Raw genomic sequence first — 24349 nt, 5'->3', positions numbered from 1 at the left:
AGGTCGCACAAGAGTGCGACCTTGGTCGTAATCCCTTCGAGTGATTCCGGACGCGCGGACCGGCTGCGGCGCGGCCCCTTAGGAGGCGTCCCGGCCCGCGGCGATCTGCCGGGCCATGATCGTCGTGAGCTCGTAGGCCGTGTGGGAGGCGGCGACCGAGGTGATCTCGGCGTGGTCGTAGGCCGGGGCGACCTCGACGACGTCCGCGGAGACCAGCGTGCAGTCCGCGAGCCCGCGCAGGATCTCCAGCAGCTCGCGCGAGGTCATCCCGCCCGCCTCCGGGGTGCCGGTGCCGGGCGCGTGGGCGGGGTCCAGGACGTCGATGTCGACCGAGATGTACAGCGGGCGGTCGCCGATCCGCTCCCTGAGCTGCTGCGCCACCTCGTCGACGCCGCGCCGCATGACGTCGGCCGAGGTGACGATGCCGAAGCCCATCCGCTCGTCGTCGTCCAGGTCGCGGCGCCCGTACAACGGGCCGCGGGTGCCGACGTGGCTGAGCGCGGAGGTGTCGAGCAGGCCTTCCTCGACCGCGCGGCGGAAGGGCGTCCCATGGGTGTACGGGGCGCCGAAGTAGGTGTCCCAGGTGTCCAGGTGCGCGTCGAAGTGCAGCAGCGCGACGGGGCCGTGCCGGCGGGCGACGGCCCGCAGCAGCGGCAGCGCGATGGTGTGGTCGCCGCCGAGCGTCATCAGCCGGGCCCCGGTGTCCAGCAGTTCGTCGGCACCCGCCTGCACCCCCTCCACCGCCTCGGCGATGTCGAACGGGTTGACGGGGATGTCACCGGCGTCGGCCACCTGGGCGAGCGCGAAGGGCGACGCGTCCTGCGCCGGGTTGTAGGGGCGCAGGAGGCGCGACGCCTCACGGATCGCGTTGCCGCCGAAGCGGGCTCCGGGCCGGTAGGACACCCCGCTGTCGAACGGGACGCCCACGACGGCGATGTCGGTGCTGCCCACCTCGTCCAGCCGGGGCAGCCGGGCGAAGGTGGCCGGGCCTGCGAAGCGCGGGGTGCGCGAGGAGTCGACGGGGCCGCGCGGCTGTGCGCTGCTCATGCTGACTGCCTTTCTGCGTGCGGGAGGCACGCGGTGCGGGTCCCGGCGACCGTACGTCGCCGCGGGAAGTCCCCGACTTGTACGTTCCCGCACAACCAGGCGGTCTATTACGCCTCGGCGTCGATCCACAGGACCTCGCACGTGCGCGCCGCGGGGCGGGACAATGTCCCCATGCCCAAGCATCCCGGCGCCGCCGCGCCCACCCGCCGCGCCCTCGTCTCCCATCTGATACACGCCCGGATAGCCGGGGACGTCGCCACGAGCCGGGAGAACAACCTCGACCACTACCGCGAGCTGGCGGAGGGCAACCGCTACTACTGGTTCGGCCTGGACCTCGGGGACCGCTGGACCGACCGGGCCGACGTCCTCGGGCTGATGGCCGAGCGCTGCGGCGTGGTGGCCGACGCCGGGCACATCGTCGGGCAGGACACGATCGACCCGGAGCTGACGGTCGACGGTCTGGACCGGATGGCGGTCGCGCTGCACAAGGCGGCGGAGAACCGCTCCCGGGTGCTGCTGGCCACCGGCCACCCCGCGGGGCTGTACGAGGTGCACCACACGCTGGGCCTGGCGCTGCGGGCGGCGGGCTGCACCCTGGTGCTGCCCGCGGACCGGCTCTACGCCGACGGGGGCGAGATCCGGCACGTCGGGTCGGTCGCCATGCTGCACCGGGCCGGCGGCCTGGTGCACACCCACTCGCCGGACCCGATGCGGGAGGTCCTGAACGGGCTGGAGCGCCAGGGCGAGGCGCCCCCCGATCTGGTGGTCGCCGACCACGGCTGGGCCGGGTGCGCGGGCTCCCGCGGCATCGACACGGTCGGCTTCGCCGACAGCAACGACCCGGCGCTCTTCGTCGGCGAGGCGGAGGGAAAGGTGCTGGTGACGGTGCCGCTGGACGACAACGTGCCACCGCATCTGTACGCGCCGATGACGGCGTACCTGCTGGCGCAGGCCGGGCTTCCGCAGCCCGGCTGAGGTCCCGCCCCCGCCCCTGGTGGACCTGACGCACCCCCGTTCCCTCGTTACGATCAGTGAAGGAGGTCGAGGAAGGCAGGCAGCAGCGTGGTCAAGGTGGCGATCGTCGACGACGAAGCGCTGGTCAGGGCCGCCCTGCGGAGCATCCTCGAATCCTCCGGCGACATCCGCGTGGTCGCCGACTGTGACGGACACCGGGCGCTGGCCGCGGTCACCGCGTCCCGGCCCGACCTGGTGCTGCTCGACGCGGTGATGCCCGCGCCGGACGACGGCCTGAGCGTCCTGCGCGCGCTGCGGGCCCTGCCGGAGCCGCCCGCGGTGGCCATGCTGACCGCCTTCGACACCAGCGCGCACCTGCGGGCCGCCATGGCGGCAGGGGCTGCCGGCTTCCTGCTCAAGGACACCGCGGTCGGCACCCTGATCGACGCCGTGCGCATCCTCGCCTCCGGGGGGACGGTCTTCACCCCGACCGTGGGCCGGGCCGTGGTCGACGGTTTCCTCGGCGCCCCGGCCCAGGGCCCGGGGCCCGTACCGGCGCGGGAGGACGGGACGGGCGGCGTGCGGGAGGCTCGGGAGGCCGTGCCGGGCGGGCTCACCGGGCGGGAGCGGGACGTGCTGGCGCTGCTGGCCGCGGGCGAGCCGAACGCGCGGATCGCGGCGGAGCTGCACATCTCCGTGGGCACGGTGAAGGACCATGTCCGCGCGGTGCTGCGCAAGCTCGGTGCCCCCAACCGGGTGGCCGCCGCGGTCATCGCGCACCGAGCGGGGCTGGCCCGGCACCCGGAGCGCGGGTGAGACTCCGCGCCGCGGCCCCCGACACCGCGCTGCTGGCCCTTTCGGCGACCGAGGTATGGGCCACACGCTCCTTCGGCGGGCCCGTCTCGCTGGTCTTCGCCTGCCTCGGCACAGCGGTGCTGCCCCTGCGCCACCGATTCCCCCTGACGGCCTACGCGGCGACCCTGCCCGCCCTCGCGCTCGGCTACATCTGGTTCTCGCCGATGGGCACCCTCTACGAGGTCTCGGCGGGCGGGGCGGCGCGGGAACGCGGCACATTGCCGCGCCGTACGCGCCGCCCGGCAATGTACGGGTGGCTGTCCGGCCGGGCGCTGCTGATCGGTGGCTGCGCGCTGCTCGCCGCCGTGGTGAACCTGGTGCCGTGGCCTTTCCGCGACCCGGTCACCTGGTCGCTGTCGGACACGATCCTCGCCGTCATGCTGTCCGCGCTGCTGGCCGTCGCACCGACCGCGCTGGGTCTGCTGGCCTCGTCCCGCCGCGAGCTGAGCGGGCGGCTGGCGGAGCTGGCGGCCAGCAGGGAACGCGAGCACGCGCTGGCGGCGGAGCAGGCGGTGGTACGCGAGCGGGCGCGGCTGGCCCGCGAGATGCACGACACCGTCGCCCACCACATCAGCCTGATCGCCGTGCAGTCCGGGGCGCTGGAGGCGACGGCGAAGGGGCCGCAGGCGCGGGCAGCGGCGGGAGCGGTGCGCGAGCTGAGCCGGGACGCGCTGGACGAGCTGCGCCGGATGGTCGGACTGCTCCGGCTGCCCGCCGCGACGGCGCAGGAACTGGCCGCGGGCCCAGGCCTGGCCGGCATCCCGGCGCTTGTCGCGGCGGCCGGACCGCAGACGCACGGGGAGCTGGACGCGGCCGGCGAAGGGGCGGAGGACGAGCCGCCGGCCGAGGTGCAGCAGGCCGCCTACCGCATCGTGCAGGAGGCGCTGACCAATGTGCGCAAGCACGCGCCGGGCGCCCGGACGTGTGTGCGGGTCCGGCGCAGCGGCGCGGACCTGCTGGTGGAGGTGCGCAACGGGCCGGGCACCGAGCCGCCGCCGACCGCGCTCCCGTCCGGTGGCCACGGCCTGGCCGGGCTGCGCGAGCGCGCCGTCCAGCTCGGCGGGGACTTCGAGGCGCGTCCCGCGCCCCCGGGGGGCTTCCTGGTGCGAGCCAGGCTGCCGCTCCTCCCGGACGGCCGGGCCGCGTGAGCGGCGCGGGTCGACACACCTCGCGGCGTCAGGCCCGGGGGATGCGGACGAGGCCTTCCTGGATGACCGAGACGGCGAGCCGTCCGTCCTGCGTCCAGATACGCGCCGAGGCCAGGCCGCGGCCGCCGGAGGCGGAAGGGCTCTGCTGGTCGTAGAGCAGCCACTCGTCGGCGCGGAAGGGCCGGTGGAACCACATGGCGTGGTCCAGGCTCGCGCCGACGACGTCGCCGACCGCCCATCCGCCGCGGCCGTGCGCGAGCAGTACGGAGTCCAGCAGCGTCATGTCCGACACATAGGTGGCCAGACACACGTGCAGCAGCGGGTCGTCGGCGAGCTTGCCGCGGGTGCGGAACCAGACCTGGGAGCGCGGCTCACGGGCGGTGCCCGCGGTCAGGAACGGCGGGTCCTCGACGTAGCGCAGGTCGACGGCCGCGCGGGCTTCCAGCAGCCGGTCGATGACGCCGGGGTCGGGGAACTTGTCGGCGTGGGCGGGCAGCAGCTCCGCTGCGTCCGGGAGCGTTTCCGGATCGGGTGCCCGCGGCATCGGCTCCTGGTGCTCCAGGCCCTCCTCCGCGGCCTGGAAGGAGGCCGACAGGTGGAAGATCGGCTGGCCGTGCTGGATCGCGACGACCCGCCGGGTGGTGAAGGAGCGGCCGTCGCGGATCCGGTCGACCTGGTAGACGATCGGCGCGCCGGGGTCGCCGGGCCGCAGGAAGTACGCGTGCAGGGAGTGCGCCCCGCGGTCCGCGGGGACCGTGCGCCCGGCGGCGACCAGGGCCTGCGCGGCGACCTGGCCGCCGAAGACCCGCGGCACGACCGCCGGGCGGCTGACACCGCGGAAGATGTCCTGCTCGATCGGTTCCAGATCGAGCAGGGCGAGCAGTGCGTGCAGGGGCTCGTTCAGTTCGCTCACAGACCCATCGACTTGGCGATGATCGACTTCATGACCTCGCTGGTGCCGCCGTAGATGCGGTTGACGCGGTTGTCGGCGTACAGGCGCGCGATCGGGTACTCGTTCATGTAACCGTACCCGCCGTGGAGCTGCAGGCAGCGGTCGATCACCCGAGCGGCGACCTCGGTGCAGAACAGCTTCGCGGAGGCGGCGTCGGCGGCGGTCAGCTCGCGCACGTCGTGGGCGTCGAGGGCGCGGTCGACGACGGCCTGGGCGGCGTCCACCTCGGCCTTGCAGGCGGCCAGCTCGAACTTGGTGTTCTGGAACGACGCGACGGACTGGCCGAAGACCGTGCGGTCCTGGACGTACGCCTTGGTGAAGCCGATCGCGGCGGCGGCCTGCGCGTAGGCGCCGACGGCGATGGCCAGCCGCTCCTGGGGCAGGTTCTGGCCGAGGTAGGAGAAGCCCTTGCCCTCCTCGCCGAGCAGGTCCTCCAGCGGGATCCGGACGTCGGTGAAGGACAGCTCCGCGGTGTCGGACGTCTTCAGGCCGAGCTTGTCCAGCTTGCGGCCCACCGTGTAGCCGTCGGACGTGGTGTCGACGACGAAGAGCGAGATGCCCGCCCGGCGGTCCTCCTTCGTCGCGGGCGCGGTGCGCGCGCAGACGATGACGCGGTCGGCGTGGACACCGCCGGTGATGAAGGTCTTGGCGCCGTTGAGCACGTAGTGGCTGCCGTCGGCGGAGAGCTTGGCGGTGGTCTTCATGCCGGCCAGGTCCGAGCCGGTGCCCGGTTCGGTCATCGCGATGGCGAACATGGTGTCGCCGCTCGCGAAGCCCGGCAGCCAGCGCTTCTTCTGCTCCTCGGTGGCGTACGCCATCACGTACGGCAGGCACAGGCCGGTGTGCACGCTGCTGCCGCCGAAGCTGACCCCGGCGCGGGCGCACTCCTCGGTGATGACGGCCTGGAACTTGAAGCTCTCCTCGCCCGCGCCGCCGAACTCCTCGGGCACCTCGATACCGAAGACGCCCAGCTCGCCGAGCTTGCGGTAGAAGTCGCGCGGCACCTGACCGGCGGCCAGCCACTCGTCGTGGACCGGGACGACCTCGGCCTCGATGAACGCGCGTATGGTCTCGCGGAATGCTTCGTGGTCCTCGTTGAACACCGTACGACGCACAGCGCGCCTCCCGTCGGCGAGTGGTGACGACTGAACTGACTGACCGGCCCGCCGTCCCCCGCCGCCGCGCGCGGGCACGGCCGACGGAATAAGCAAGCGCTCAGTAAGTTACCCGCCAGTCCTGGGCGCTGTCCAGGGCGGACAGGGCACCCAGGGCCAGCTTGCGCAGCAGTTCGGACATCCCGGCGCGGCTGGCGAGCACGGCCTGGGCGCCGAGGCGGGGCGTCGAGTTCAGCAGGCCGAAGACGGCGTGCACGGCGGCCCGCACCTCACGCTCCGTGGCGTCCGGATGGACGGCGCCGACCACGCCCACCCACACCTCCACGTACTGGCGCTGGAGCTGGCGGACGAGCTTGCGGTCGGACTCGCGCAGCCGGTCCAACTCGCGGTCGTGCAGGGTGATGAGCGGCCGGTCGTCGATCGCGAAGTCGATGTGGCCGCGGATCAGCGCGTTCAGCGCCTCCTCCGGACCGTCCGCCTCGGCGACCCGGCGCCGCCCGGCGGTCAGCAGCCGGCCGCTGATCCCCACGAGCAGCTCGGCGAGCATCGCGTCCTTGCCCGCGAAGTGCCGGTAGAGCCCGGGACCGCTGATACCGACCGCCGCGCCTATCTCGTCCACGCCCACGCCGTGGAAGCCGCGCTCGGCGAAGAGCCGTGCGGCCTCCCTGAGGATCTGGTCGCGCCGGCTGAGCGCCGAATTCGTCGAGTTCATGGGGTCGAGTCTAGACAATCCGGTTAGCGAGCGTTAACGTGGGGTAATCAAGTTAACGACCGCTAACACCCTCACTCGCACCGCCGGGGGGCAGAACCATGGCAGCACCCGTCCTCACCACCGCCGCGGATCCGGCGTCCGAGGCATTTCGCAGCAACACGGCCGCGCACACCGCGCTCTCCGCGCACCTGCGCGACACGCTCGCGGCCGCGCGCCTGGGCGGCGGGGAGCGGGCCAGATCCCGACATACCGCGCGGGGGAAGCTCCTGCCCAGGGACCGGGTGGACGGGGTGCTCGACCCCGGCTCCCCCTTCCTCGAACTGGCACCGCTGGCCGCGGAGGGGATGTACGACGGCCAGGCACCGGCCGCCGGGGTGATCGCGGGAATCGGCCGGGTGTCCGGGCGCGAGGTCGTGGTGGTCGCCAACGACGCGACGGTCAAGGGCGGCACGTACTACCCCATGACGGTCAAGAAGCACCTGCGCGCCCAAGAGGTCGCCCTCGACAACCGGCTGCCGTGCGTCTACCTGGTCGATTCCGGCGGCGCCTTCCTCCCCCGGCAGGACGAGGTCTTCCCCGACCGGGACCACTTCGGCCGGATCTTCTACAACCAGGCCACCATGTCCGCCCGTGGGATCCCGCAGATCGCGGCCGTGCTCGGATCGTGCACCGCGGGCGGCGCCTACGTCCCCGCGATGAGCGACGAGGCGGTGATCGTCCGGGGGCAGGGCACGATCTTCCTGGGCGGACCGCCGCTGGTGAAGGCCGCGACGGGCGAGGTCGTGACGGCCGAGGAGCTGGGCGGCGGCGAGGTGCACTCGCGCGTCTCCGGGGTCACCGACCACCTCGCCGAGGACGACGCGCACGCGCTGAGCATCGTGCGGGACATCGTCGCCACCCTGCCCGCGCGCGGCGCCGCGCCCTGGACACTGCGGCCCGCCGAGGCACCGGCCGTGGATCCCGCCGGTCTCTACGGAGTGGTGCCGGTCGACTCCCGGACCCCCTACGACGTGCGCGAGGTCATCGCCCGGCTGGTCGACGGCAGCCGGTTCGCCGAGTTCAAGGCGGAGTACGGCACGACCCTGGTCACCGGCTTCGCCCACCTGGAGGGCCACCCGGTGGGGATCGTCGCGAACAACGGCATCCTCTTCGGCGAATCGGCCCTCAAGGGCGCCCACTTCATCCAGCTGTGCGACCAGCGCGGTATGCCGCTGCTCTTCCTGCAGAACATCTCGGGCTTCATGGTCGGCCGCCAGTACGAGGCGGGCGGCATCGCCAAGCACGGCGCCAAGATGGTCACGGCCGTGGCCTGCGCGCGGGTCCCCAAGCTCACCGTCGTCATCGGCGGATCCTACGGAGCGGGCAACTACTCGATGTGCGGCCGGGCGTACAGCCCGCGCTTCCTGTGGATGTGGCCCAACGCCAAGATCTCCGTGATGGGCGGCGAGCAGGCGGCCTCGGTGCTCGCGACGGTCAAGCGCGACCAGCTCGCCGCGGCCGGCGAGAAGTGGAGCGAGGAGGACGAGGAGGCCTTCAAGAAGCCCGTCCGCGAGCAGTACGAGACGCAGGGCAACGCCTATTACGCCACCGCCAGGCTCTGGGACGACGGAGTGATCGACCCGCTGGAGACCCGCACGGTGCTGGGGCTGGCCCTCACCGCGTGCGCGAACGCCCCGCTGCCCGCCGCCGACCCCGCCGCGCCCGGCTACGGCGTCTTCCGGATGTGAGGCCGAAGATGAGCACAGTCGACACCACCACCCCCCAGGGCCGGGACGAGCGCGACGAACGAGCCGCGGCGGCCGTTGCCTTCGGCACCGTCCTGGTCGCCAACCGGGGCGAGATCGCGGTACGGATCATCCGCACGCTGCGGGAGCTGGGGATGCGGTCTGCCGCCGCCTTCACCGCGGCGGACGCCGGGGCACGGCACGTCCGGGAGGCCGACACCGCGGTGCGGGTGGAGAGCTATCTGTCCGCCTCGGACCTGGTGCGGGCGGCGCTGGCCGCCGGCGCCGAGGCCGTCCACCCCGGCTACGGCTTCCTCGCGGAGAACGCCGCCTTCGCCCGGGCGTGCGCCGACGCGGGGCTGGTCTTCGTGGGACCGCCCGCGGATGCGGTCGAGCTGATGGGCGACAAGATCCGGGCGAAGGAGACGGTACGGGCCGCCGGAGTGCCGGTGGTGCCCGGAAGCCATGGCAGCGGGCTGACCGACGGCCAGCTGGCCGAGGCCGCGCGGGAGATCGGCATGCCGGTGCTGCTGAAGCCGTCGGCAGGCGGCGGTGGCAAGGGCATGCGGCTGGTGCGGGACACCGCGCTGCTGGCCGACGAGATCGCCGCGGCCCGGCGGGAGGCGCTGGGGTCGTTCGGTGACGACACCCTGCTGGTGGAGCGCTGGATCGACCGGCCGCGGCACATCGAGATCCAGGTGCTGGCCGACGGGCACGGCGGGGTGGTGCATCTGGGCGAGCGGGAGTGCTCCCTCCAGCGGCGCCACCAGAAGGTCGTCGAAGAGGCGCCCTCGGTGCTGCTGGACGCGGCGACCCGGGCGGCGATGGGCGAGGCCGCGGTGCAGGCGGCCCGGTCCTGCGGGTACACGGGCGCGGGCACGGTGGAGTTCATCGTGCCGGGCGCCGATCCGTCGGCGTACTACTTCATGGAGATGAACACCCGGCTCCAGGTCGAGCACCCCGTCACGGAGCTGGTCACGGGGCTTGACCTGGTGGCCTGGCAGCTGCGGGTGGCCGCGGGCGAACGGCTGGACTTCGCACAGGAGGACGTCACGCTCACCGGGCACGCGGTGGAGGCGCGGCTGTGCGCGGAGACGGCACGTCCGGCGGACGGGCGGGTCGACTTCCTGCCCTCGGCGGGAAGGGTGCTGGCGCTGCGCGAGCCGGTGGGACGGCCCGGGGTCCGCGTCGACTCGGGCCTCGCCGAAGGCACGGAGATCGGCACGGCGTACGACCCGATGCTGGCCAAGGTCATCGCACACGGCCCCGACCGGGAGACTGCGCTGCGGCGGCTGCGGGCGGCGCTGGCGGAGACGGAGGTGCTGGGCCTCGACACCAACACCGGATTCCTGCGGCGGCTGCTCGGCCATCCGGCGGTGGTGGCGGGAGATCTGGACACGGGGCTGATCGACCGGGAGGCGGCCGGGCTGGTGCCGTCCGAGGTGCCGCCGGAGGTGTACGTGGCGGCGGCGCTGCTGCGCCACCAGGCCCTGGCACCGCGGCCCGGCGCGGAGGGCTGGACGGACCCCTTCTCCGTGCCCAGCGGCTGGCGGCTCGGCGCCGCGCCCGCCTGGACGGTGCACCACCTGCGGGTCCCGGGCCGGGATCCGGTGGAGGTACGGGTACGGCCGGGCGAGGTGCGGATCGGCGACGGGCCCGCCGTGCCGGCCCGGATCACGGTCGAGGGCGCACGGGTGCGGCTGGAGCTCGCGGACCGGATCCTGGCCTTCTCCCACGCGGGCGAATGGCTCGGCAGAGAGGGCGACGGCTGGCGGGTGCGGACATACGACCCGGTGGCCGAGGCCCTGCGGGGCGCCGCGCTGGGCGCGGGCGGCGGAGCACTGACGGCCCCGATGCCGGGGACGGTCACGGTGCTGAAGGCCGCCAAGGGCGACGAGGTGGTGGCGGGTCAGAGCCTGCTGGTGGTGGAGGCGATGAAGATGGAGCACGTGATCACCGCGCCGCACGACGGCACGGTGACGGAGATCGACGTCACCGTGGGCGCGGCGGTGGCGATGGACCAGGTGCTGGCCGTGGTGACCCCGGCGGAAAAGGAGCCCGGCAGCACGGACACGGGCACGCACGCGGCTCCGGACGCCGGTGCGGATGCGGGCGCGGGCGCGGGTGCGGGCGCCGGACCGGGCCCGGACGCCGTTACGGGTACGGGCGCCGGGCCGGACGCGGTGGCCGGGGGTGCGTCGTGACGGCGGCGGACGCGGTCGTGGAGCCCGGTGGCAGCGCAGCGGTGGATCCCGGGGTGCTGGAGCTGGGGCTGCCGATGCCGGTGCGGGCCGACGGGCTGCCTCGGAGCGTGCGGATTCACGAGGTGGGCGCGCGGGACGGGCTGCAGAACGAGAAGGCGGTGGTGCCGACCGCGGTGAAGGCGGAGTTCGTGCACCGGCTGGCGGACGCGGGGCTGGGGACGGTCGAGGCGACGAGCTTCGTGCGGCCCAGCTGGGTGCCCCAACTGGCCGACGCAGCCGAGCTGATGCCGCTGCTCACCGATCTGGCCGGGCGGGATCCCGCGGTGCGGCTGCCGGTGCTGGTGCCCAACGAGCGGGGCCTGGAGCGGGCGCTCGACCTCGGGGTGCGGGAGATCGCGGTCTTCGGCAGCGCCACGGAGTCCTTCGCGCGGGCGAATCTGAACCGCACGGTGGCGGAGTCGCTGGCGATGTTCGAGCCGGTGGTGGCGCGGGCCCGGCGGGAGGGGCTGGCGGTGCGCGGCTATCTGTCGATGTGCTTCGGCGATCCGTGGGAGGGCCCCGTGCCGTCGGCGCAGGTCGCCGCGGTGGCCCGGCGGCTGTACGCGATGGGCTGCACGGAACTGAGTCTCGGCGACACCATCGGGGTGGCCACGCCCGGACAGGTGGCGGCGCTGCTGGACGAGTTGACGGGAAGCGGAGGAGCCGGCGCCCCGGGCGGACCCGGGCAGTCCGGCGGGCCGATTCCCGTGGAGCGGCTGGCCGTGCACTTCCACGACACCTACGGGCAGGCGCTGGCGAACACGCTGGCCGCCCTCCAGCGGGGCGTGACCGTGGTGGACGCCTCGGCCGGCGGGCTCGGCGGCTGCCCGTACGCCAGGAGCGCCACCGGCAATCTCGCCACGGAGGACCTGGTGTGGATGCTGCACGGGCTCGGCATCGACACCGGGGTCGACCTCGGCCGCCTCAGCGCCACAAGCGTCTGGATGGCGGAGCAGTTGGGGCGGCCCAGCCCGTCCCGTACCGTCCGCGCCCTCACCCACCGGGAGCAGTAGCCATGACCATCGACCACCGGCTGTCCGACGAGTACGAGGAGCTGCGCGTCACCGTCGCGGAGTTCGCCCGCGAGGTGATCGCCCCTACGATCGGCGACTTCTACGAGAAGGAGGAGTTCCCGTACGAGATCGTGCGGGAGATGGGGCGGATGGGCCTGTTCGGGCTGCCCTTCCCGGAGGAGTACGGCGGGATGGGCGGGGACTACTTCGCCCTGTGCCTGGCGCTGGAGGAGATCGCCCGGGTGGACTCCTCGGTCGCGATCACGCTGGAGGCCGGGGTGTCGCTGGGGGCGATGCCGGTCTTCCGGTTCGGCACCGAGGAGCAGAAGCAGGAGTGGCTGCCGAAGCTGTGCTCGGGCGAGATGCTCGGGGCCTTCGGGCTGACGGAGCCGGACTGCGGCTCGGACGCAGGCGGCACGCGCACCACCGCCCGGCTCGACGAGAGCACCGACCAGTGGGTCGTCAACGGCACGAAGAGCTTCATCACCAACTCCGGTACGGACATCACCGGGCTGGTGACCGTGACCGCGGTGACGGGGCGGACGGACGACGGGCGGCCGCTCATCTCGTCGATCATCGTGCCGTCCGGGACGCCGGGCTTCACGGTGTCGAAGAAGTACAGCAAGGTCGGCTGGAACGCGTCGGACACGCGGGAGCTGTCCTTCTCCGACTGCCGGGTGCCGGCGGCGAATCTGCTCGGTGAACAGGGCCGCGGCTACGCGCAGTTTCTGCGCATCCTCGACGAGGGGCGGATCGCGATCTCCGCGCTGGCCACCGGGCTGGCGCAGGGCTGCGTGGACGAGTCGGTGGAGTACGCGCGGACGCGGGAGGCCTTCGGCCGGCCGATCGGGGCCAACCAGGCCATCCAGTTCAAGCTCGCCGACATGGAGATGCGCGCGCACACCGCGCGGCTGGCCTGGCGGGACGCGGCGTCCCGGCTGGTGCACGGGGAGCCGTTCAAGAAGGAGGCCGCGCTCGCCAAGCTCTACTCCTCCGAGGTGGCCGTGACCAATGCCCGCGAGGCCACCCAGATCCACGGCGGCTACGGCTTCATGAACGACTATCCGGTGGCGCGGATGTGGCGGGACTCCAAGATCCTGGAGATCGGGGAGGGCACGAGCGAGGTGCAGCGGATGCTGATCGCCCGGGAGTTGGGGGTGACCGGCTGAGCCGCGGCGGCCGAACCGCACCCGAGACACCGCCGACCCGCGACGGGACCGGGCCGTTACGCACCACGGGACCGGGCCGGGACGAGTCCCGGATCCGGCCGGGTCCGGCCCGATCCGGCCAAGCCGGGACGCGGGTGCAGCCGAAACGCGCGCCGGGGAGCCGATGGATCATGACTTAGGTTAGGCTTACCTTAGTCGTGATCCATCAGGAGGCCTCTTCATGCGCGCACACCTGCTCAACGGCACCACCACGGAGCACTACCGCACGTCCGTGCTCCAGGGAGTCGAGCGGGTGGCGGCGGCCCTGACCGCCGCCGACCGGCCGTTCACCGGCGTCCGCCCCGATGCGCTCGCGCCGCGCATCGACGCGATCGACCTGGACCGGCCGCTCGGCGACACCGCGGCCGCGCTGGAGGAGCTGGAGTCGGTCTACCTCCGGGACGCCGTCTACTTCCACCATCCCCGCTATCTGGCCCATCTGAACTGCCCCGTCGTCATCCCGGCGGTGGCGGCCGAAGCGGTGCTCAGCGCGGTCAACTCCTCCCTCGACACCTGGGACCAGAGCGCCGGTGCCACCCTGATCGAGCGCCGCCTCGTCGACTGGACGGCGGGGCGGCTCGGCCTCGGCCCGGCGGCCGACGGCGTCTTCACCAGCGGCGGCACCCAGTCCAACCTCCAGGCGCTGCTGCTGGCCCGCGAGGAGGCGCTGGCCCGCGGCGCCGCGCCCGACCGGCTGCGCGTGCTGGCCTCGGAGTGCGCGCACTTCAGCGTCCAGAAGGCCGCCCGGCTGCTCGGCCTGGCCGCCGACGCCGTGGTCGCGGTGCCCGCGGACGACGCCAAACGCCTCTCGGTCCCGGCGCTGGAAGCGGAGCTGGACCGCTGCCGTCGCTCCGGCCGTACCGCGATGGCGATCGTCGGCACCGCCGGCACCACCGACTTCGGCTCCATCGACCCGCTCCCCGAACTGGCGGACCTGGCGGCCCGGTACGGCAGCTGGCTGCACGTCGACGCCGCCTACGGCTGCGGGCTGCTGGTCTCGCACCGGCACCGCCGGCTGCTCGACGGCATCGAGCACGCCGACTCGGTCACGGTCGACTACCACAAGTCCTTCTTCCAGCCGGTCAGTTCCAGTGCCCTGCTGGTCCGCGACCGGGCCGCGCTGCGGCACGCCACCCACCACGCCGACTACCTCAACCCGCGCCGCGCCGCCGCCGAGCGGATCCCCAACCAGGTGGACAAGTCACTCCAGACCACCCGCCGCTTCGACGCGCTCAAGCTGTGGATGACCCTGCGGGTGATGGGCGCGGACGGCATCGGCGCGCTCTTCGACGACGTCCTGGACCTGGCGCGGCGCGGCTGGGAGCTGCTGGACGCCGACCCCCGGTTCGAGGTGGCCGCCCGGCCCACCCTCTCCACTCTGGTCTTCCGCTGGCTGCCGCCCGCGCCGCGCGGCGGCGCCGGCACCGATCCCGCCGTCGTGGACCGCGCCAACCTGCACGCCCGCAAGGCCATCTCCGCCTCCGGCGCGGCCGTGGTGGCCGGGACGACGGTCGCGGGCCGCCACTACCTCAAGTTCACCCTGCTCAACCCGCTGACCACGCCCGCCGACATCGCCGAGGTCCTGGACCTGCTGGCCGGACACGCGGCCGAGAGCGCCGCCCGCCAGGCAGGAGAGTCCCTTGTCCACGCGTCCTGACGCCGCCCGCCGCGAGACCACCGCCGACTTCGTCGCGATCGGGCTCGGCCCCTTCAACCTGGGCCTGGCCTGCCTCGCCGAGCCCGTCGAGGGCCTCGACGGCGTCTTCCTGGAGAGCAAGCCCGACTTCGACTGGCACTCCGGGATGTTCCTGGAGGGCAGCACCCTCCAGACGCCCTTCCTCTCCGACCTGGTCACCCTTGCCGACCCGACCTCCCCCTTCAGCTTCCTCAACTACCTCAAGGAATCCGGCCGCCTCTACGCCTTCTACATCCGCGAGAGCTTCTATCCGCTGCGCGAGGAGTTCAACGACTACTGCCGCTGGGCTGCCGCCCGCATCCCCGGCATCCGCTTCGGCCGGACGGCCACCGAGGTCACGTACGACGAGGCCGACGGCCTCTACACGGTCACGGCGGACACCGGCGAAATCTTCCGCGCCCCCCGCCTCGTGCTCGGCACCGGCACACCCCCCTACCTCCCGCCCGCGTGCGAGGGTTTGGGCGGCGACGCCGTGCACACCTCCGGCTACCTCCCGGCCCGTGAGCAGCTGCGCCGCAAGAGCAGCGTCACCGTCGTGGGCAGCGGCCAGAGCGCCGCGGAGATCTACCACGACCTGCTCCAGGACATCGAGATCTACGGCTACCACCTCACCTGGGTGACCCGCTCCCCCCGCTTCTTCCCGCTCGAATACACCAAGCTCACCCTGGAGATGACCTCACCGGAGTACGTGGACTACTTCCACGCCCTGCCCGCGGCCACCCGCGACCGTCTCAACGCCGCGCAGAAGAGCCTCTACAAGGGCATCAACTCCGAGCTGATCAACGCCGTCTTCGACCTGCTGTACGTCAAGAGCCGGCGCGGCAAGGTCCCCACCCGGCTGCTCACCAACACCTCCCTCGTGCACGCCGCCTACGACACGCCGGACGCGCCCGGCGCGTACACGCTGGGCCTGCGCCAGGACGAGCAGGGCATCGACCACACCCTCACGACCGAGGGGCTGGTGCTCGCCACCGGTTACCGCTACCGCACACCCGGCTTCCTGGCGCCCGTCCGCGACCGCATCCGCCGCGACGAGCAGGGCCGCTTCGCCGTCACCCGCGACTACGCCGTCGACGTCACCGGCAGCGGCATCTTCGTGCAGAACGCCGAGCTGCACACCCACGGCTTCGCCTCCCCCGACCTCGGCATGGCCGCCTACCGCAACTCACGGATCATCCGGCAGCTGCTCGGCCGCGAGCACTACCGGGTGGAGACCGCCATCGCCTTCCAGGAGTTCACCGCATGACCGCCCCCCAGCACACCGCCCCCGCCGCCGGGCCCGGACCCGGCGCCCCCGACCCGGCCGGTTTCACCTTCCGCCTCGTCGATCCCGCCACCGACGCCACGCTGCTGCACCGCTGGGTCGCACACCCCAAGGCGTCCTTCTGGCTCATGGGCGACGCCGACCTGGAGGACGTCGAGCGGGCGTACGCCGAGATGGCCGCGGCGCCGTACGAGGACGCCTTCCTCGGGCTGTACGGCGGCGAGCCGGTGTGCGTCATGGAGCGGTACGACCCCGCACGGGTCGAGCTCGCCGGGCTCTACCCGGCCGAGCCAGGCGACGTCGGCATGCACTTCCTGGTCGCGCCCGCCGACACCCCCGTGCACGGCTTCACCCGCGCGGTGCTCGAGGCGGTGATGGCCGAGCTGTTCGCGGACCCGGCGACCCGCCGGGTGGTCGTCGAACCGGACGTGCGCAACACCGCCGTGCACCGGCTCAACGCGGCCGTCGGCTTCGAGGTCGTCGGCACGGTCGCCAAACCGGAGAAGGACGCGCTGCTCAGCGTCTGCACGCGCGAGCGCTTCGAGGCGGCGACCCGATGACCGCCCACCCGACGAACCCGCCGACGAATGCGCCGACGCACCCCTCGACGGACCCGGGGAACCCCCCGTACGCCCCCGCCGCCGTGGACCACCTCACGGCCGGCGCGTGGCGGCGGGCCACCCGGCGGCTGCTGGCCAAGGCCCTCGGCGAGTTCGCCCACGAGCGCCTGCTGGAGCCCGTACGCCGGGGCCCCGCCCCCGCCACGCCCGGCGGGCCCGCCCGCTACGAGGTCACCGACGACGACGGCGGCACCGCCCACCGCTTCACCGCCCGCCGCCTCACCCTCGACCACTGGCAGGTCGACCCCGCCTCCCTGACCCGGCACACCCCGCCCTCCGGCGAACCGGCCGAGCCCGACGCCCTCGCCTTCTTCACCGGCCTGCGCGGCGCCCTGGGCCTGAGCGACGACATCCTCCCCGTCTACCTGGAGGAGATCACCGCCACGCTCTCGGCGGCCGCCTTCCGGGCGCGTCCGCGTGAGCCCCGCGCCCACACGGCCGCCGAGCTGCCCGCCGCGGGCTTCCAGGCCGTCGAGGCGGCGATGACCGAGGGCCACCCCTGCTTCGTCGCGAACAGCGGACGGCTCGGCTTCGGTTCCGCCGACCACCGCCGCTACACGCCCGAGGCTGCCGCGCCCGTACGGCTCTTCTGGCTCGCCGCCCACCGCGACCACGCGGACTTCAGCGCGGGCGAGGGCGTCGCCGAGCAGGACTTCATGGCCGCCGAGCTGGGCGCCGCGCAGTACGCGCGGCTACGCGGCACGCTCACCGCGCGGGGCCTGGACCCGGCCGCGTACGTCCTGCTCCCAGCGCATCCGTGGCAGTGGGAGCACAAGCTCTCGGTGAGCTTCGCGGGCGAGATAGCCGCCGGGCGGCTGGTGCCGCTCGGACCCGGCGACGACGACTACCTGGCGCAGCAGTCCGTCCGTACGTTCTTCAACGCCGCCCACCCCGGGCGGCACTACGTGAAGACGGCGCTGTCCGTCCTCAACATGGGCTTCATGCGCGGCCTGTCCGCCACGTACATGACGGGCACCCCGGCGATCAACGACTGGCTCGCGGGTCTGATCGCCGCCGACCCGACGCTGCGGGCGGCGCGCTTCTCGATCATCCGCGAGCGTGCCGCCGTGGGGTACCACCACCGCGGCTACGAGGCCGCGACCGCGTACGGGTCGCCGTACCGGATGATGCTGGCCGCGCTGTGGCGGGAGAGCCCGGTGCCGGGGCTCGCACCGGGCGAGACCCCGGCGACGATGGCGGCCCTGCTGCACACCGACGAGCACCCGACCGGCGAGCAGCCGACCGGCGAGCACCCCGACGACGGCACCCACGACGGCACCGGCGACGGCACCCGCCCCCACCGCACCGACTCCTTCGCCGCCGCCCTCGTCGAGCGCTCCGGCCTGCCCCCGGCGCGCTGGCTGCGCGGCTACCTCGACGCCTACCTCGTCCCGGTCCTGCACAGCCTCTACGCCTACGGCCTGGCCTACATGCCGCACGGCGAGAACGTCATCCTCGTCCTGGGGGCGGACGGCGGCACCGTCGAGCGCGTCGTCTTCAAGGACATAGCCGAGGAGATCATGGTCATGGACCGTGATCTCCCGCTGCCCCCGGCCGCCGAGCGCATACGCGCGGCCAACGTGCCCGACGAGGAGCTGGTCCTCGCGGTCTTCACCGATGTCTTCGACTGCTTCCTGCGCTTCCTGAGCGCGATCCTGCACACCCGGGGCGTGCTGGACGAGACCGCCTTCTGGCGCACGGTCGCCGCCTGCGTCACGGACTACCAGCGGGCCCACCCGCACCTGGCCGGCCGCTTCGCGCGGCACGACCTCTTCGCCGACCGCTTCGCGCTGTCCTGCCTCAACCGGCTCCAGCTCAGGAACAACCGGCGGATGGTGGACCTGGCCGACCCGTCGGCCGCGCTCCGGTTCGCCGGCACCCTCGCGAACCCCCTGGCCCCGTACCGGCCCCGCCCTTCCCCCGAGGCCGACCGCGAAACCATTTGACACGAAATATGGCGTTCCTCCGCCGACTGTCACCCCTTTGGCCGTTCTTGACCCACCTTCCTGCCCGGAATCGGGCAGGATTCTTGCAAAGCAAAGATCATCACACCAGTATCAACGGGTGCTCGAACGCCGGACCCCGTACGACGACCTGATCGACCACCTGGTGCGCACCACGCCGCTGCACCGCGGCGAGGCCTCCCGGGTCGTCCTGGACGTCCTGGCGTACTTCGACGAGACGACGGAGGAGTTCGTCCGCCGCAGACACCGCGAGCTCCAGGCGAAGGGCCTGGTCAACGCGGAGATCTTCGCGCGGATCGGCGAGGAGCTGCCGCACCGCGCGGTGGCCCCCGCCGCGCTCTCCCAGCGCCAGCTGCGGCGCATCGTCTACGGCTGAGGGGCCGCCGGGCACCAGGGCGAGCGGGGCGAGCGGGGCTCCCGGAACATCGGGGCACCAGGGCACCAGGGCTTTCAGGGACAAGCGCAGGACGACGGAGAGGGACGGACGGCTCATGTGCGGAATCGTCGGGTACATCGGCAAGCGTGACGTGGCACCGCTGCTGCTGGAGGGTCTGCAGCGGCTGGAGTACCGCGGTTACGACTCGGCCGGCGTCGTCATCACCGGCAAGTCGGGCGAGCTGCGGACGGTCAAGGCCAAGGGCCGGGTGCGAGAGCTGGAGTCGCGGATCCCCAAGCGCTTCGCGGGCACCACCGGCATCGCCCACACCCGCTGGGCCACCCACGGCGCGCCCAGCGACGTCAACGCGCACCCGCACCTGGACGGCGAGGAGAAGGTCGCCGTCGTCCACAACGGCATCATCGACAACGCCTCCGAGCTGCGCATCCGGCTCACCGCCGAGGGCGTCGTCTTCGCCTCCGAGACCGACACCGAGGTGCTGGCCCACCTCATCGCCCGGTCGGCGGCCGAGACGCTGGAGAAGAAGGTCAGCGAGGCGCTGCGGTCGGTCGAGGGCACGTACGGCATCGCCGTGCTGCACCAGGACTTCCCGGGCCGTATCGTCGTCGCCCGCAACGGCTCGCCCGTGGTGCTGGGAATCGGCGAGAAGGAGATGTTCGTCGCCTCCGACGTGGCCGCGCTCGTCGCCCACACCCGGCAGGTCGTGACCCTCGGCGACGGCGAGATGGCCACCCTCAAGGCCGACGACTTCCGCACCTACACCACCGAGGGCTCGCAGACGACGGCGACGCCGACCACGGTGGAGTGGGAGGCCGAGTCGTACGACATGGGCGGCCACGACACCTACATGCACAAGGAGATCTTCGAGCAGGCCGAGGCCGTGGACCGGGTGCTGCGCGGCCGGATCGACGACCGGTTCGCGACCGTCCACCTGGGCGGCCTCAACATGGACGCCCGGGACGCGCGCAGCGTGCGCCGTATCAAGATCCTCGGCTGCGGCACCAGCTACCACGCCGGGCAGATCGGCGCGGGCCTGATCGAGGAGCTGGCGCGCATCCCCGCGGACGCCGAGCCCGCCTCGGAGTTCCGCTACCGCAACCCGGTGGTGGACCCCGACACCCTCTACGTCGCCGTGTCGCAGTCCGGCGAGACCTACGACGTGCTCGCGGCCGTACAGGAGCTCAAGCGCAAGGGCGCCCGGGTGCTGGGCGTGGTCAACGTCGTCGGCTCGGCGATCGCCCGCGAGGCGGACGGCGGCACCTATGTGCACGCCGGGCCCGAGGTGTGCGTGGTGTCCACCAAGTGCTTCACCAACACCGTCGTCGCCTTCGCGCTGCTGGCGCTGCACCTGGGCCGGGTGCGCGACCTGTCCGTCACCGACGGGCGGCGGATCATCGAGGGCCTGCGCAGGCTGCCGGCGCAGATCGAGGAGATCCTCAAGACCGAGGAGGACATCAAGCAGCTGGCGAAGTCCTACGCCGACGCGCACTCGATGCTCTTCATCGGCCGGGTGCGCGGCTACCCGGTCGCGCGCGAGGCGTCGCTGAAGCTCAAGGAGGTCAGCTACATCCACGCCGAGGCCTACCCGGCCTCCGAGCTCAAGCACGGGCCGCTGGCGCTGATCGACCCGTCGATGCCGACCGTCGCGATCGTGCCGGACGACGACCTGCTGGAGAAGAACCGCGCCGCCATGGAGGAGATCAAGGCCAGGAACGGCCGGATCCTGGCGGTCGCCCACCAGGTGCAGGAGAAGGCGGACCACACGATCGTGGTCCCGAAGAACGAGGACGAGCTCGACCCCATCCTCATGGGCATCCCGCTCCAGCTGTTCGCCTACCACACCGCGCTCGCGCTGGGCCGTGACATCGACAAGCCGCGCAACCTGGCGAAGTCCGTCACCGTGGAGTAGCCGCACCGGGCGCGGGGGCGTACGCGGTCGTACGCCCCCGCGCCCGATCGCGTAGGCGGGCACGCCCGGCGCGCGCGGACCACACTCGTACGGATGACGGCCGAACGGGTGACGCCGGGTGCGGCCAAGGGTGCGGCGAAGCGGCGGGAGCGGGCGCGCTACGGGATGACGACGACCGGGCGCTGGGCCCGGCGGGCGAGCCGGCCGGCGACCGAGCCGAAGATCCGCCCGGCCAGCCCGTGCGTGCCGCCGACCACGATGGCGTCGGCCTCGTACTCCCGGCCGACCTCCTCCAGCTCGTGGCAGATGTCGCCGCCGCGCTCCACCAGCACCCAGGAGATCTCGGCGAGGTGGTCGGAGCAGGCCAGCTCCAGGCCGAGCACCTCGGTGCGGTGGTCGGGGACGTCGACGAAGACCGGTGGCTCGCAGCCCGCCCACACCGTGGCCGGCAGCCGGTTGGCCACATGCACGATGATCAGGGCTGACGCCGTCCTGCGGGCCATGCCGACGGCGTAGGCGAGCGCGCGCTCGCTGGAGACGGACCCGTCGAAGCCGACGACGACACCGTGCCGGAAGGCGGGATCGCAGGGCTGCCGGGCGGGCGCCTGTTCGGGCAGCGCCGCTGCCGATTCGGCCAGCGGCCTGCGATCGGCGGGCTCGGGGAAGTCATGACCGGCCATGATGCGGATTCTCGGCGAGGGCGGCGCTGACGCGCCGAGCAGCGGACGGGACGGGGCGCGTGGGTCGGTCCGCCGGACCGGCCGGTTTGGGCCAGTTCGCCACTTCCCGTCCCACTCTCTCCAGAGTACGGCTGTAAGGACCGCCTGCACAGGTTCGGCAGCGTCTCCACCGAGTCGGGTACCCGGAGTTCCCAGGAGAATGCCGGAGCGGCGCCGCGAGCGCAACGCCATCCCGCCAACCGGCGGCACGGCGCGGCGCACCGGAGCATCCCGGGGGCGCATCGGTTCACCCGCGGGCGGCCGTGCGCCGTGAGACGGTCATACCCGCTGCGGCCATGGGATATCCGCCGGATTCACCCGTTCCGTGCGGCAGTTACCGGCGCGCCTGGGAGCCGCCCCGCGCACGCGCGGGCGCCTTGTACGCGCCCCGCGCTCCTCAACGTCGATTTTCGGCCAACTTCTTTGCTGTGCAACGGTGTTCGGTCGGACGCCCACTAACACCTCTGTCACCTGCGGTTCTACGATGCGGCGTGTCGCGGCTGAGCCACTGCGTGGCCGAAGTGACGGGAGGCGTACTTCCCTCAGCGCTCAACGAGTGAAACGCTTCGTGATCGAATGCTTTACGCCACGTTGTCTTGTCGATTTGCCGTCAGGTGACAAAGACGTCACTGACGCCCCACCTGACACAGTAGATTTGATCTTGGGTGGCCGCGCGGGGGGTACGTGCAGGACCGAGGTGACGACGCGTCGATTCGAGGGGGGCTTGAGCTCCATGAGCCAGGAGTCCGGTTCCGTTACGGCGACGGAGAGCCCGTCGCAGGCACCATCGGCATCGCCTCGCGCCATCCGTAAGCTCTCCGCGCGCCGGCGACCGGAAGTCGTCGCGGTGCTGCTGTTCAGCGGTGGCCCGATCTTCGAGAGTTCCATACCGCTGTCCGTCTTCGGGATAGACCGCCAGGACGCCGGGGTACCGCGTTACCGGCTGCTGGTCTGCGCCGGCGAGGACGGACCGCTGCGCACCACCGGCGGTCTCGAACTGACCGCGCCCTACGGCCTGGAGGCGCTCTCCCGGGCCGGCACGGTCGTCGTGCCGACCTGGCGGTCGATCTCCCAGGCCCCACCACCCGAGGCGCTGGAGTCGATCCGCCGCGCCCACGAGGAGGGCGCCCGCATCATCGGCCTGTGCACCGGCGCCTTCGTGCTGGCCGCGGCCGGGCTGCTGGACGGCAGGCCCGCCACCACGCACTGGATGTACGCGCCCACGCTCGCCAAGCGCTACCCGTCCGTGCACGTGGACCCGCGTGAGCTGTTCGTCGACGACGGCGACGTGCTCACCTCGGCCGGCACCGCCGCCGGCATCGACCTATGCCTGCACGTGGTGCGCACCGACCACGGCGGTGAGGCGGCCGCCGCGCTCGCCCGGCGGCTGGTCGTACCGCCGCGCCGGTCGGACTGGCAGACCGGCCAGCGGCACCTGGACCGCTCTTTACCCGAGGAGATCGGCGCCGACCCGCTCGCCGAGGTCGTCGCCTGGGCGCTGGAGCACCTCCACGAGCAGTTCGACGTGGAGGCGCTGGCCGCGCGCGCGTACATGAGCCGGCGGACCTTCGACCGGCGCTTCCGCTCGCTCACCGGCAGCGCGCCGCTGCAGTGGCTGATCACCCAGCGGGTGCTCCAGGCGCAGCGGCTGCTGGAGACGTCGGACTACTCGGTGGACGAGGTCGCGGGCCGCTGCGGCTTCCGCTCCCCGGTGGCGCTGCGCGGCCACTTCCGGCGGCAGCTCGGCTCCTCCCCCGCGTCCTACCGGGCCGCCTACCGGGCCCGCAGGCCGCAGGACGAGCCGGAGCGGCACCCGGCGCCCGCCGAGTTGTCCGCGCTGCGCCGGGGCCCCGCCCCGGCCGGGGCGGCGGCGCTGGCGGGGCACCACGCACCGGTCTCGCAGGTGCTCGCGGTGCCGGGCAAACCGGAGAGCGACGCGTACGCCGCGCGGGTCCCCGACCAGCCGGGCCGGGGTGAGCCGCAGGACGGGCCCGCCCGCTCCCGGCTGCGGGGCGCACGCGGTCTGGGCGCCGCACTGCCGGGACCGCGTGACCGCCCCGTAGGGTGAGACACATGAACGACCGGATGGTGTGGATCGACTGTGAGATGACGGGGCTGTCACTGGCGCAGGACGCGCTGATCGAGGTGGCCGCCCTCGTCACCGACTCGGAGCTGAACGTGCTCGGGGAGGGGGTGGACGTCGTGATCCGCCCCCCCGCCGAGGCGCTCGACACCATGCCGGACGTGGTCAGGGCCATGCACACCGCCTCCGGCCTGCTGGAGGAGCTGGCGGGCGGGATGGCCCTGGCCGAGGCCGAGCGGATCGTGCTCGACTACGTGCGCACGCATGTCGCCGAGCCGCGCAAGGCGCCGCTGTGCGGCAACTCGGTGTCCACCGACCGCGGCTTCCTCGCACGTGACATGCCCACGCTGGAGCAGCACCTGCACTACCGGATCGTGGACGTCTCCTCGGTCAAGGAGCTGGCCCGCCGCTGGTACCCGCGGGCCTACTTCAACAGCCCCGAGAAGAACGGCAACCACCGCGCCCTCGCCGACATCCGCGAGTCCATCGCCGAGCTGCGCTACTACCGCGAGGCCGTCTTCGTCCCGCAGCCCGGCCCCGACACGGACACGGCCCGCGCCATCGCCGCCCGCCACGTCCTCCCGTCGGAGGGCCCCGCGGTGCACTGACCCCACCCCGCGCGGGGCCCCCGGGGGACCCGCGCAAAAGCAGGGCGCGACCACCCCTCGCCACCCTGTACACTTTTCGAGGCGGCGCCACCCCGGCAAGATCACCGGGGCGACGCAG

Annotated in this window: 20 protein-coding genes; 15 read left to right on the top strand and 5 right to left on the bottom strand. The window is 73.0% G+C overall.

Annotation, left to right across the window (positions count from 1 at the left end; translation table 11 throughout):
* Positions 1-78: 78 nt before the first annotated feature.
* A complete protein-coding gene (speB, locus tag ACH4PY_RS15250) occupies positions 79-1047 on the bottom strand; it encodes an agmatinase (RefSeq protein ID WP_398181379.1) in 969 nt (322 codons plus the stop codon).
* Positions 1048-1218: 171 nt separating this feature from the next.
* Between speB and ACH4PY_RS15245 the strand changes: the two genes are divergently transcribed.
* From ACH4PY_RS15245 to ACH4PY_RS15235, 3 genes are all read left to right on the top strand, one after another.
* The gene (locus ACH4PY_RS15245; protein WP_398181376.1) at positions 1219-2022 is read left to right on the top strand and encodes a phosphatase; all 804 of its coding nucleotides are present in this window, start codon (positions 1219-1221) and stop codon (positions 2020-2022) included.
* Between the two features lie 96 nt (positions 2023-2118).
* On the top strand, positions 2119-2817 hold the full coding sequence (locus ACH4PY_RS15240; RefSeq protein ID WP_398181373.1) for a response regulator: 699 nt from the start codon (positions 2119-2121) through the stop codon (positions 2815-2817).
* Entirely contained in the window at positions 2814-4004 is a 1191-nt protein-coding gene (locus ACH4PY_RS15235; protein ID WP_398181370.1) for a sensor histidine kinase, read from the top strand. The genes ACH4PY_RS15240 and ACH4PY_RS15235 overlap by 4 nt, the downstream gene beginning before the upstream one ends.
* Before the next feature lie 28 nt (positions 4005-4032).
* On the opposite strand, the gene tesB is transcribed toward ACH4PY_RS15235, so the two are convergent.
* The 3 genes from tesB to ACH4PY_RS15220 form a co-directional block, all read right to left on the bottom strand.
* A complete protein-coding gene (tesB, locus tag ACH4PY_RS15230; protein WP_398182128.1) occupies positions 4033-4908 on the bottom strand; it encodes an acyl-CoA thioesterase II in 876 nt (291 codons plus the stop codon).
* A gap of 5 nt (positions 4909-4913) precedes the next feature.
* The gene (locus tag ACH4PY_RS15225) at positions 4914-6071 is read right to left on the bottom strand and encodes an acyl-CoA dehydrogenase family protein (RefSeq protein WP_398181367.1); all 1158 of its coding nucleotides are present in this window, start codon (positions 6069-6071) and stop codon (positions 4914-4916) included.
* 100 nt (positions 6072-6171) lie between these two features.
* Entirely contained in the window at positions 6172-6783 is a 612-nt protein-coding gene (locus ACH4PY_RS15220; RefSeq protein WP_398181364.1) for a TetR/AcrR family transcriptional regulator, read from the bottom strand.
* 98 nt (positions 6784-6881) lie between these two features.
* On the opposite strand from ACH4PY_RS15220, the gene ACH4PY_RS15215 reads away from it, so the two are divergent.
* The 10 genes from ACH4PY_RS15215 (at position 6882) to glmS (ending at position 20821) form a co-directional block, all read left to right on the top strand.
* A complete protein-coding gene (locus ACH4PY_RS15215; RefSeq protein WP_398181361.1) occupies positions 6882-8510 on the top strand; it encodes a carboxyl transferase domain-containing protein in 1629 nt (542 codons plus the stop codon).
* 8 nt (positions 8511-8518) lie between these two features.
* On the top strand, positions 8519-10711 hold the full coding sequence (locus ACH4PY_RS15210) for an acetyl/propionyl/methylcrotonyl-CoA carboxylase subunit alpha (protein ID WP_398181358.1): 2193 nt from the start codon (positions 8519-8521) through the stop codon (positions 10709-10711).
* Between the two features lie 74 nt (positions 10712-10785).
* Positions 10786-11763: a hydroxymethylglutaryl-CoA lyase gene (locus ACH4PY_RS15205; RefSeq protein ID WP_398182125.1), complete on the top strand. Its 978-nt coding sequence runs from the start codon at positions 10786-10788 to the stop codon at positions 11761-11763.
* Positions 11764-11771: 8 nt separating this feature from the next.
* Positions 11772-12932: an acyl-CoA dehydrogenase family protein gene (locus tag ACH4PY_RS15200; RefSeq protein WP_398182122.1), complete on the top strand. Its 1161-nt coding sequence runs from the start codon at positions 11772-11774 to the stop codon at positions 12930-12932.
* A 220-nt stretch (positions 12933-13152) separates the two neighbouring features.
* Complete coding sequence (locus ACH4PY_RS15195) at positions 13153-14628, top strand: pyridoxal phosphate-dependent decarboxylase family protein (protein ID WP_398181355.1); 1476 nt, start codon at positions 13153-13155, stop codon at positions 14626-14628.
* Positions 14612-15913: a lysine N(6)-hydroxylase/L-ornithine N(5)-oxygenase family protein gene (locus ACH4PY_RS15190; RefSeq protein ID WP_398181352.1), complete on the top strand. Its 1302-nt coding sequence runs from the start codon at positions 14612-14614 to the stop codon at positions 15911-15913. The genes ACH4PY_RS15195 and ACH4PY_RS15190 overlap by 17 nt, the downstream gene beginning before the upstream one ends.
* The gene (locus ACH4PY_RS15185) at positions 15910-16491 is read left to right on the top strand and encodes a GNAT family N-acetyltransferase (protein ID WP_398181349.1); all 582 of its coding nucleotides are present in this window, start codon (positions 15910-15912) and stop codon (positions 16489-16491) included. The genes ACH4PY_RS15190 and ACH4PY_RS15185 overlap by 4 nt, the downstream gene beginning before the upstream one ends.
* Positions 16488-18497, top strand: a complete 2010-nt coding sequence (locus tag ACH4PY_RS15180; protein WP_398181346.1) for an IucA/IucC family protein — start codon at positions 16488-16490, stop codon at positions 18495-18497. Before ACH4PY_RS15185 ends, ACH4PY_RS15180 begins: the two co-directional genes overlap by 4 nt.
* Positions 18498-18615: 118 nt before the next feature.
* Positions 18616-18891 carry a hypothetical protein gene (locus ACH4PY_RS15175; RefSeq protein WP_031514749.1) on the top strand — a complete coding sequence of 92 codons (276 nt, stop codon included), beginning with the start codon at positions 18616-18618 and terminating at the stop codon, positions 18889-18891.
* A 115-nt stretch (positions 18892-19006) separates the two neighbouring features.
* Positions 19007-20821, top strand: a complete 1815-nt coding sequence (gene glmS / locus ACH4PY_RS15170) for a glutamine--fructose-6-phosphate transaminase (isomerizing) (RefSeq protein ID WP_398181342.1) — start codon at positions 19007-19009, stop codon at positions 20819-20821.
* Between the two features lie 158 nt (positions 20822-20979).
* Here the strand turns inward: glmS and ACH4PY_RS15165 are convergent, their stop codons facing one another.
* Positions 20980-21501 (bottom strand): universal stress protein, encoded by a 522-nt coding sequence (locus ACH4PY_RS15165; RefSeq protein WP_398181339.1) that lies wholly within the window; start codon positions 21499-21501, stop codon positions 20980-20982.
* Between the two features lie 772 nt (positions 21502-22273).
* Between ACH4PY_RS15165 and ACH4PY_RS15160 the strand changes: the two genes are divergently transcribed.
* The gene (locus ACH4PY_RS15160) at positions 22274-23608 is read left to right on the top strand and encodes a helix-turn-helix domain-containing protein (protein WP_398181336.1); all 1335 of its coding nucleotides are present in this window, start codon (positions 22274-22276) and stop codon (positions 23606-23608) included.
* Positions 23609-23613: 5 nt separating this feature from the next.
* A complete protein-coding gene (gene orn, locus ACH4PY_RS15155; RefSeq protein ID WP_398181333.1) occupies positions 23614-24231 on the top strand; it encodes an oligoribonuclease in 618 nt (205 codons plus the stop codon).
* Positions 24232-24349: the final 118 nt, after the last annotated feature.

Source organism: Streptomyces sp. NPDC021224 (assembly GCF_044332905.1).
GTDB lineage: Bacteria > Actinomycetota > Actinomycetes > Streptomycetales > Streptomycetaceae > Actinacidiphila.
Note: the sequence above shows the minus strand (reverse complement) of the source record. Positions and strands in the feature narration are given on the sequence as shown.

Excerpts from the sequence above, each read along its gene's own strand:
- speB (WP_398181379.1), bottom strand. The coding sequence starts at position 1,047 with ATGAGCAGCGCACAGCCGCGCGGCCCCGTCGACTCCTCGCGCACCCCG.
- ACH4PY_RS15245 (WP_398181376.1), top strand. The coding sequence starts at position 1,219 with ATGCCCAAGCATCCCGGCGCCGCCGCGCCCACCCGCCGCGCCCTCGTC.
- ACH4PY_RS15220 (WP_398181364.1), bottom strand. The coding sequence starts at position 6,783 with ATGAACTCGACGAATTCGGCGCTCAGCCGGCGCGACCAGATCCTCAGG.
- ACH4PY_RS15215 (WP_398181361.1), top strand. The coding sequence starts at position 6,882 with ATGGCAGCACCCGTCCTCACCACCGCCGCGGATCCGGCGTCCGAGGCA.
- ACH4PY_RS15210 (WP_398181358.1), top strand. The coding sequence starts at position 8,519 with ATGAGCACAGTCGACACCACCACCCCCCAGGGCCGGGACGAGCGCGAC.
- ACH4PY_RS15205 (WP_398182125.1), top strand. The coding sequence starts at position 10,786 with ATGCCGGTGCGGGCCGACGGGCTGCCTCGGAGCGTGCGGATTCACGAG.
- ACH4PY_RS15195 (WP_398181355.1), top strand. The coding sequence starts at position 13,153 with ATGCGCGCACACCTGCTCAACGGCACCACCACGGAGCACTACCGCACG.
- ACH4PY_RS15185 (WP_398181349.1), top strand. The coding sequence starts at position 15,910 with ATGACCGCCCCCCAGCACACCGCCCCCGCCGCCGGGCCCGGACCCGGC.
- ACH4PY_RS15180 (WP_398181346.1), top strand. The coding sequence starts at position 16,488 with ATGACCGCCCACCCGACGAACCCGCCGACGAATGCGCCGACGCACCCC.
- glmS (WP_398181342.1), top strand. The coding sequence starts at position 19,007 with ATGTGCGGAATCGTCGGGTACATCGGCAAGCGTGACGTGGCACCGCTG.
- ACH4PY_RS15165 (WP_398181339.1), bottom strand. The coding sequence starts at position 21,501 with ATGGCCGGTCATGACTTCCCCGAGCCCGCCGATCGCAGGCCGCTGGCC.
- ACH4PY_RS15160 (WP_398181336.1), top strand. The coding sequence starts at position 22,274 with ATGAGCCAGGAGTCCGGTTCCGTTACGGCGACGGAGAGCCCGTCGCAG.
- orn (WP_398181333.1), top strand. The coding sequence starts at position 23,614 with ATGAACGACCGGATGGTGTGGATCGACTGTGAGATGACGGGGCTGTCA.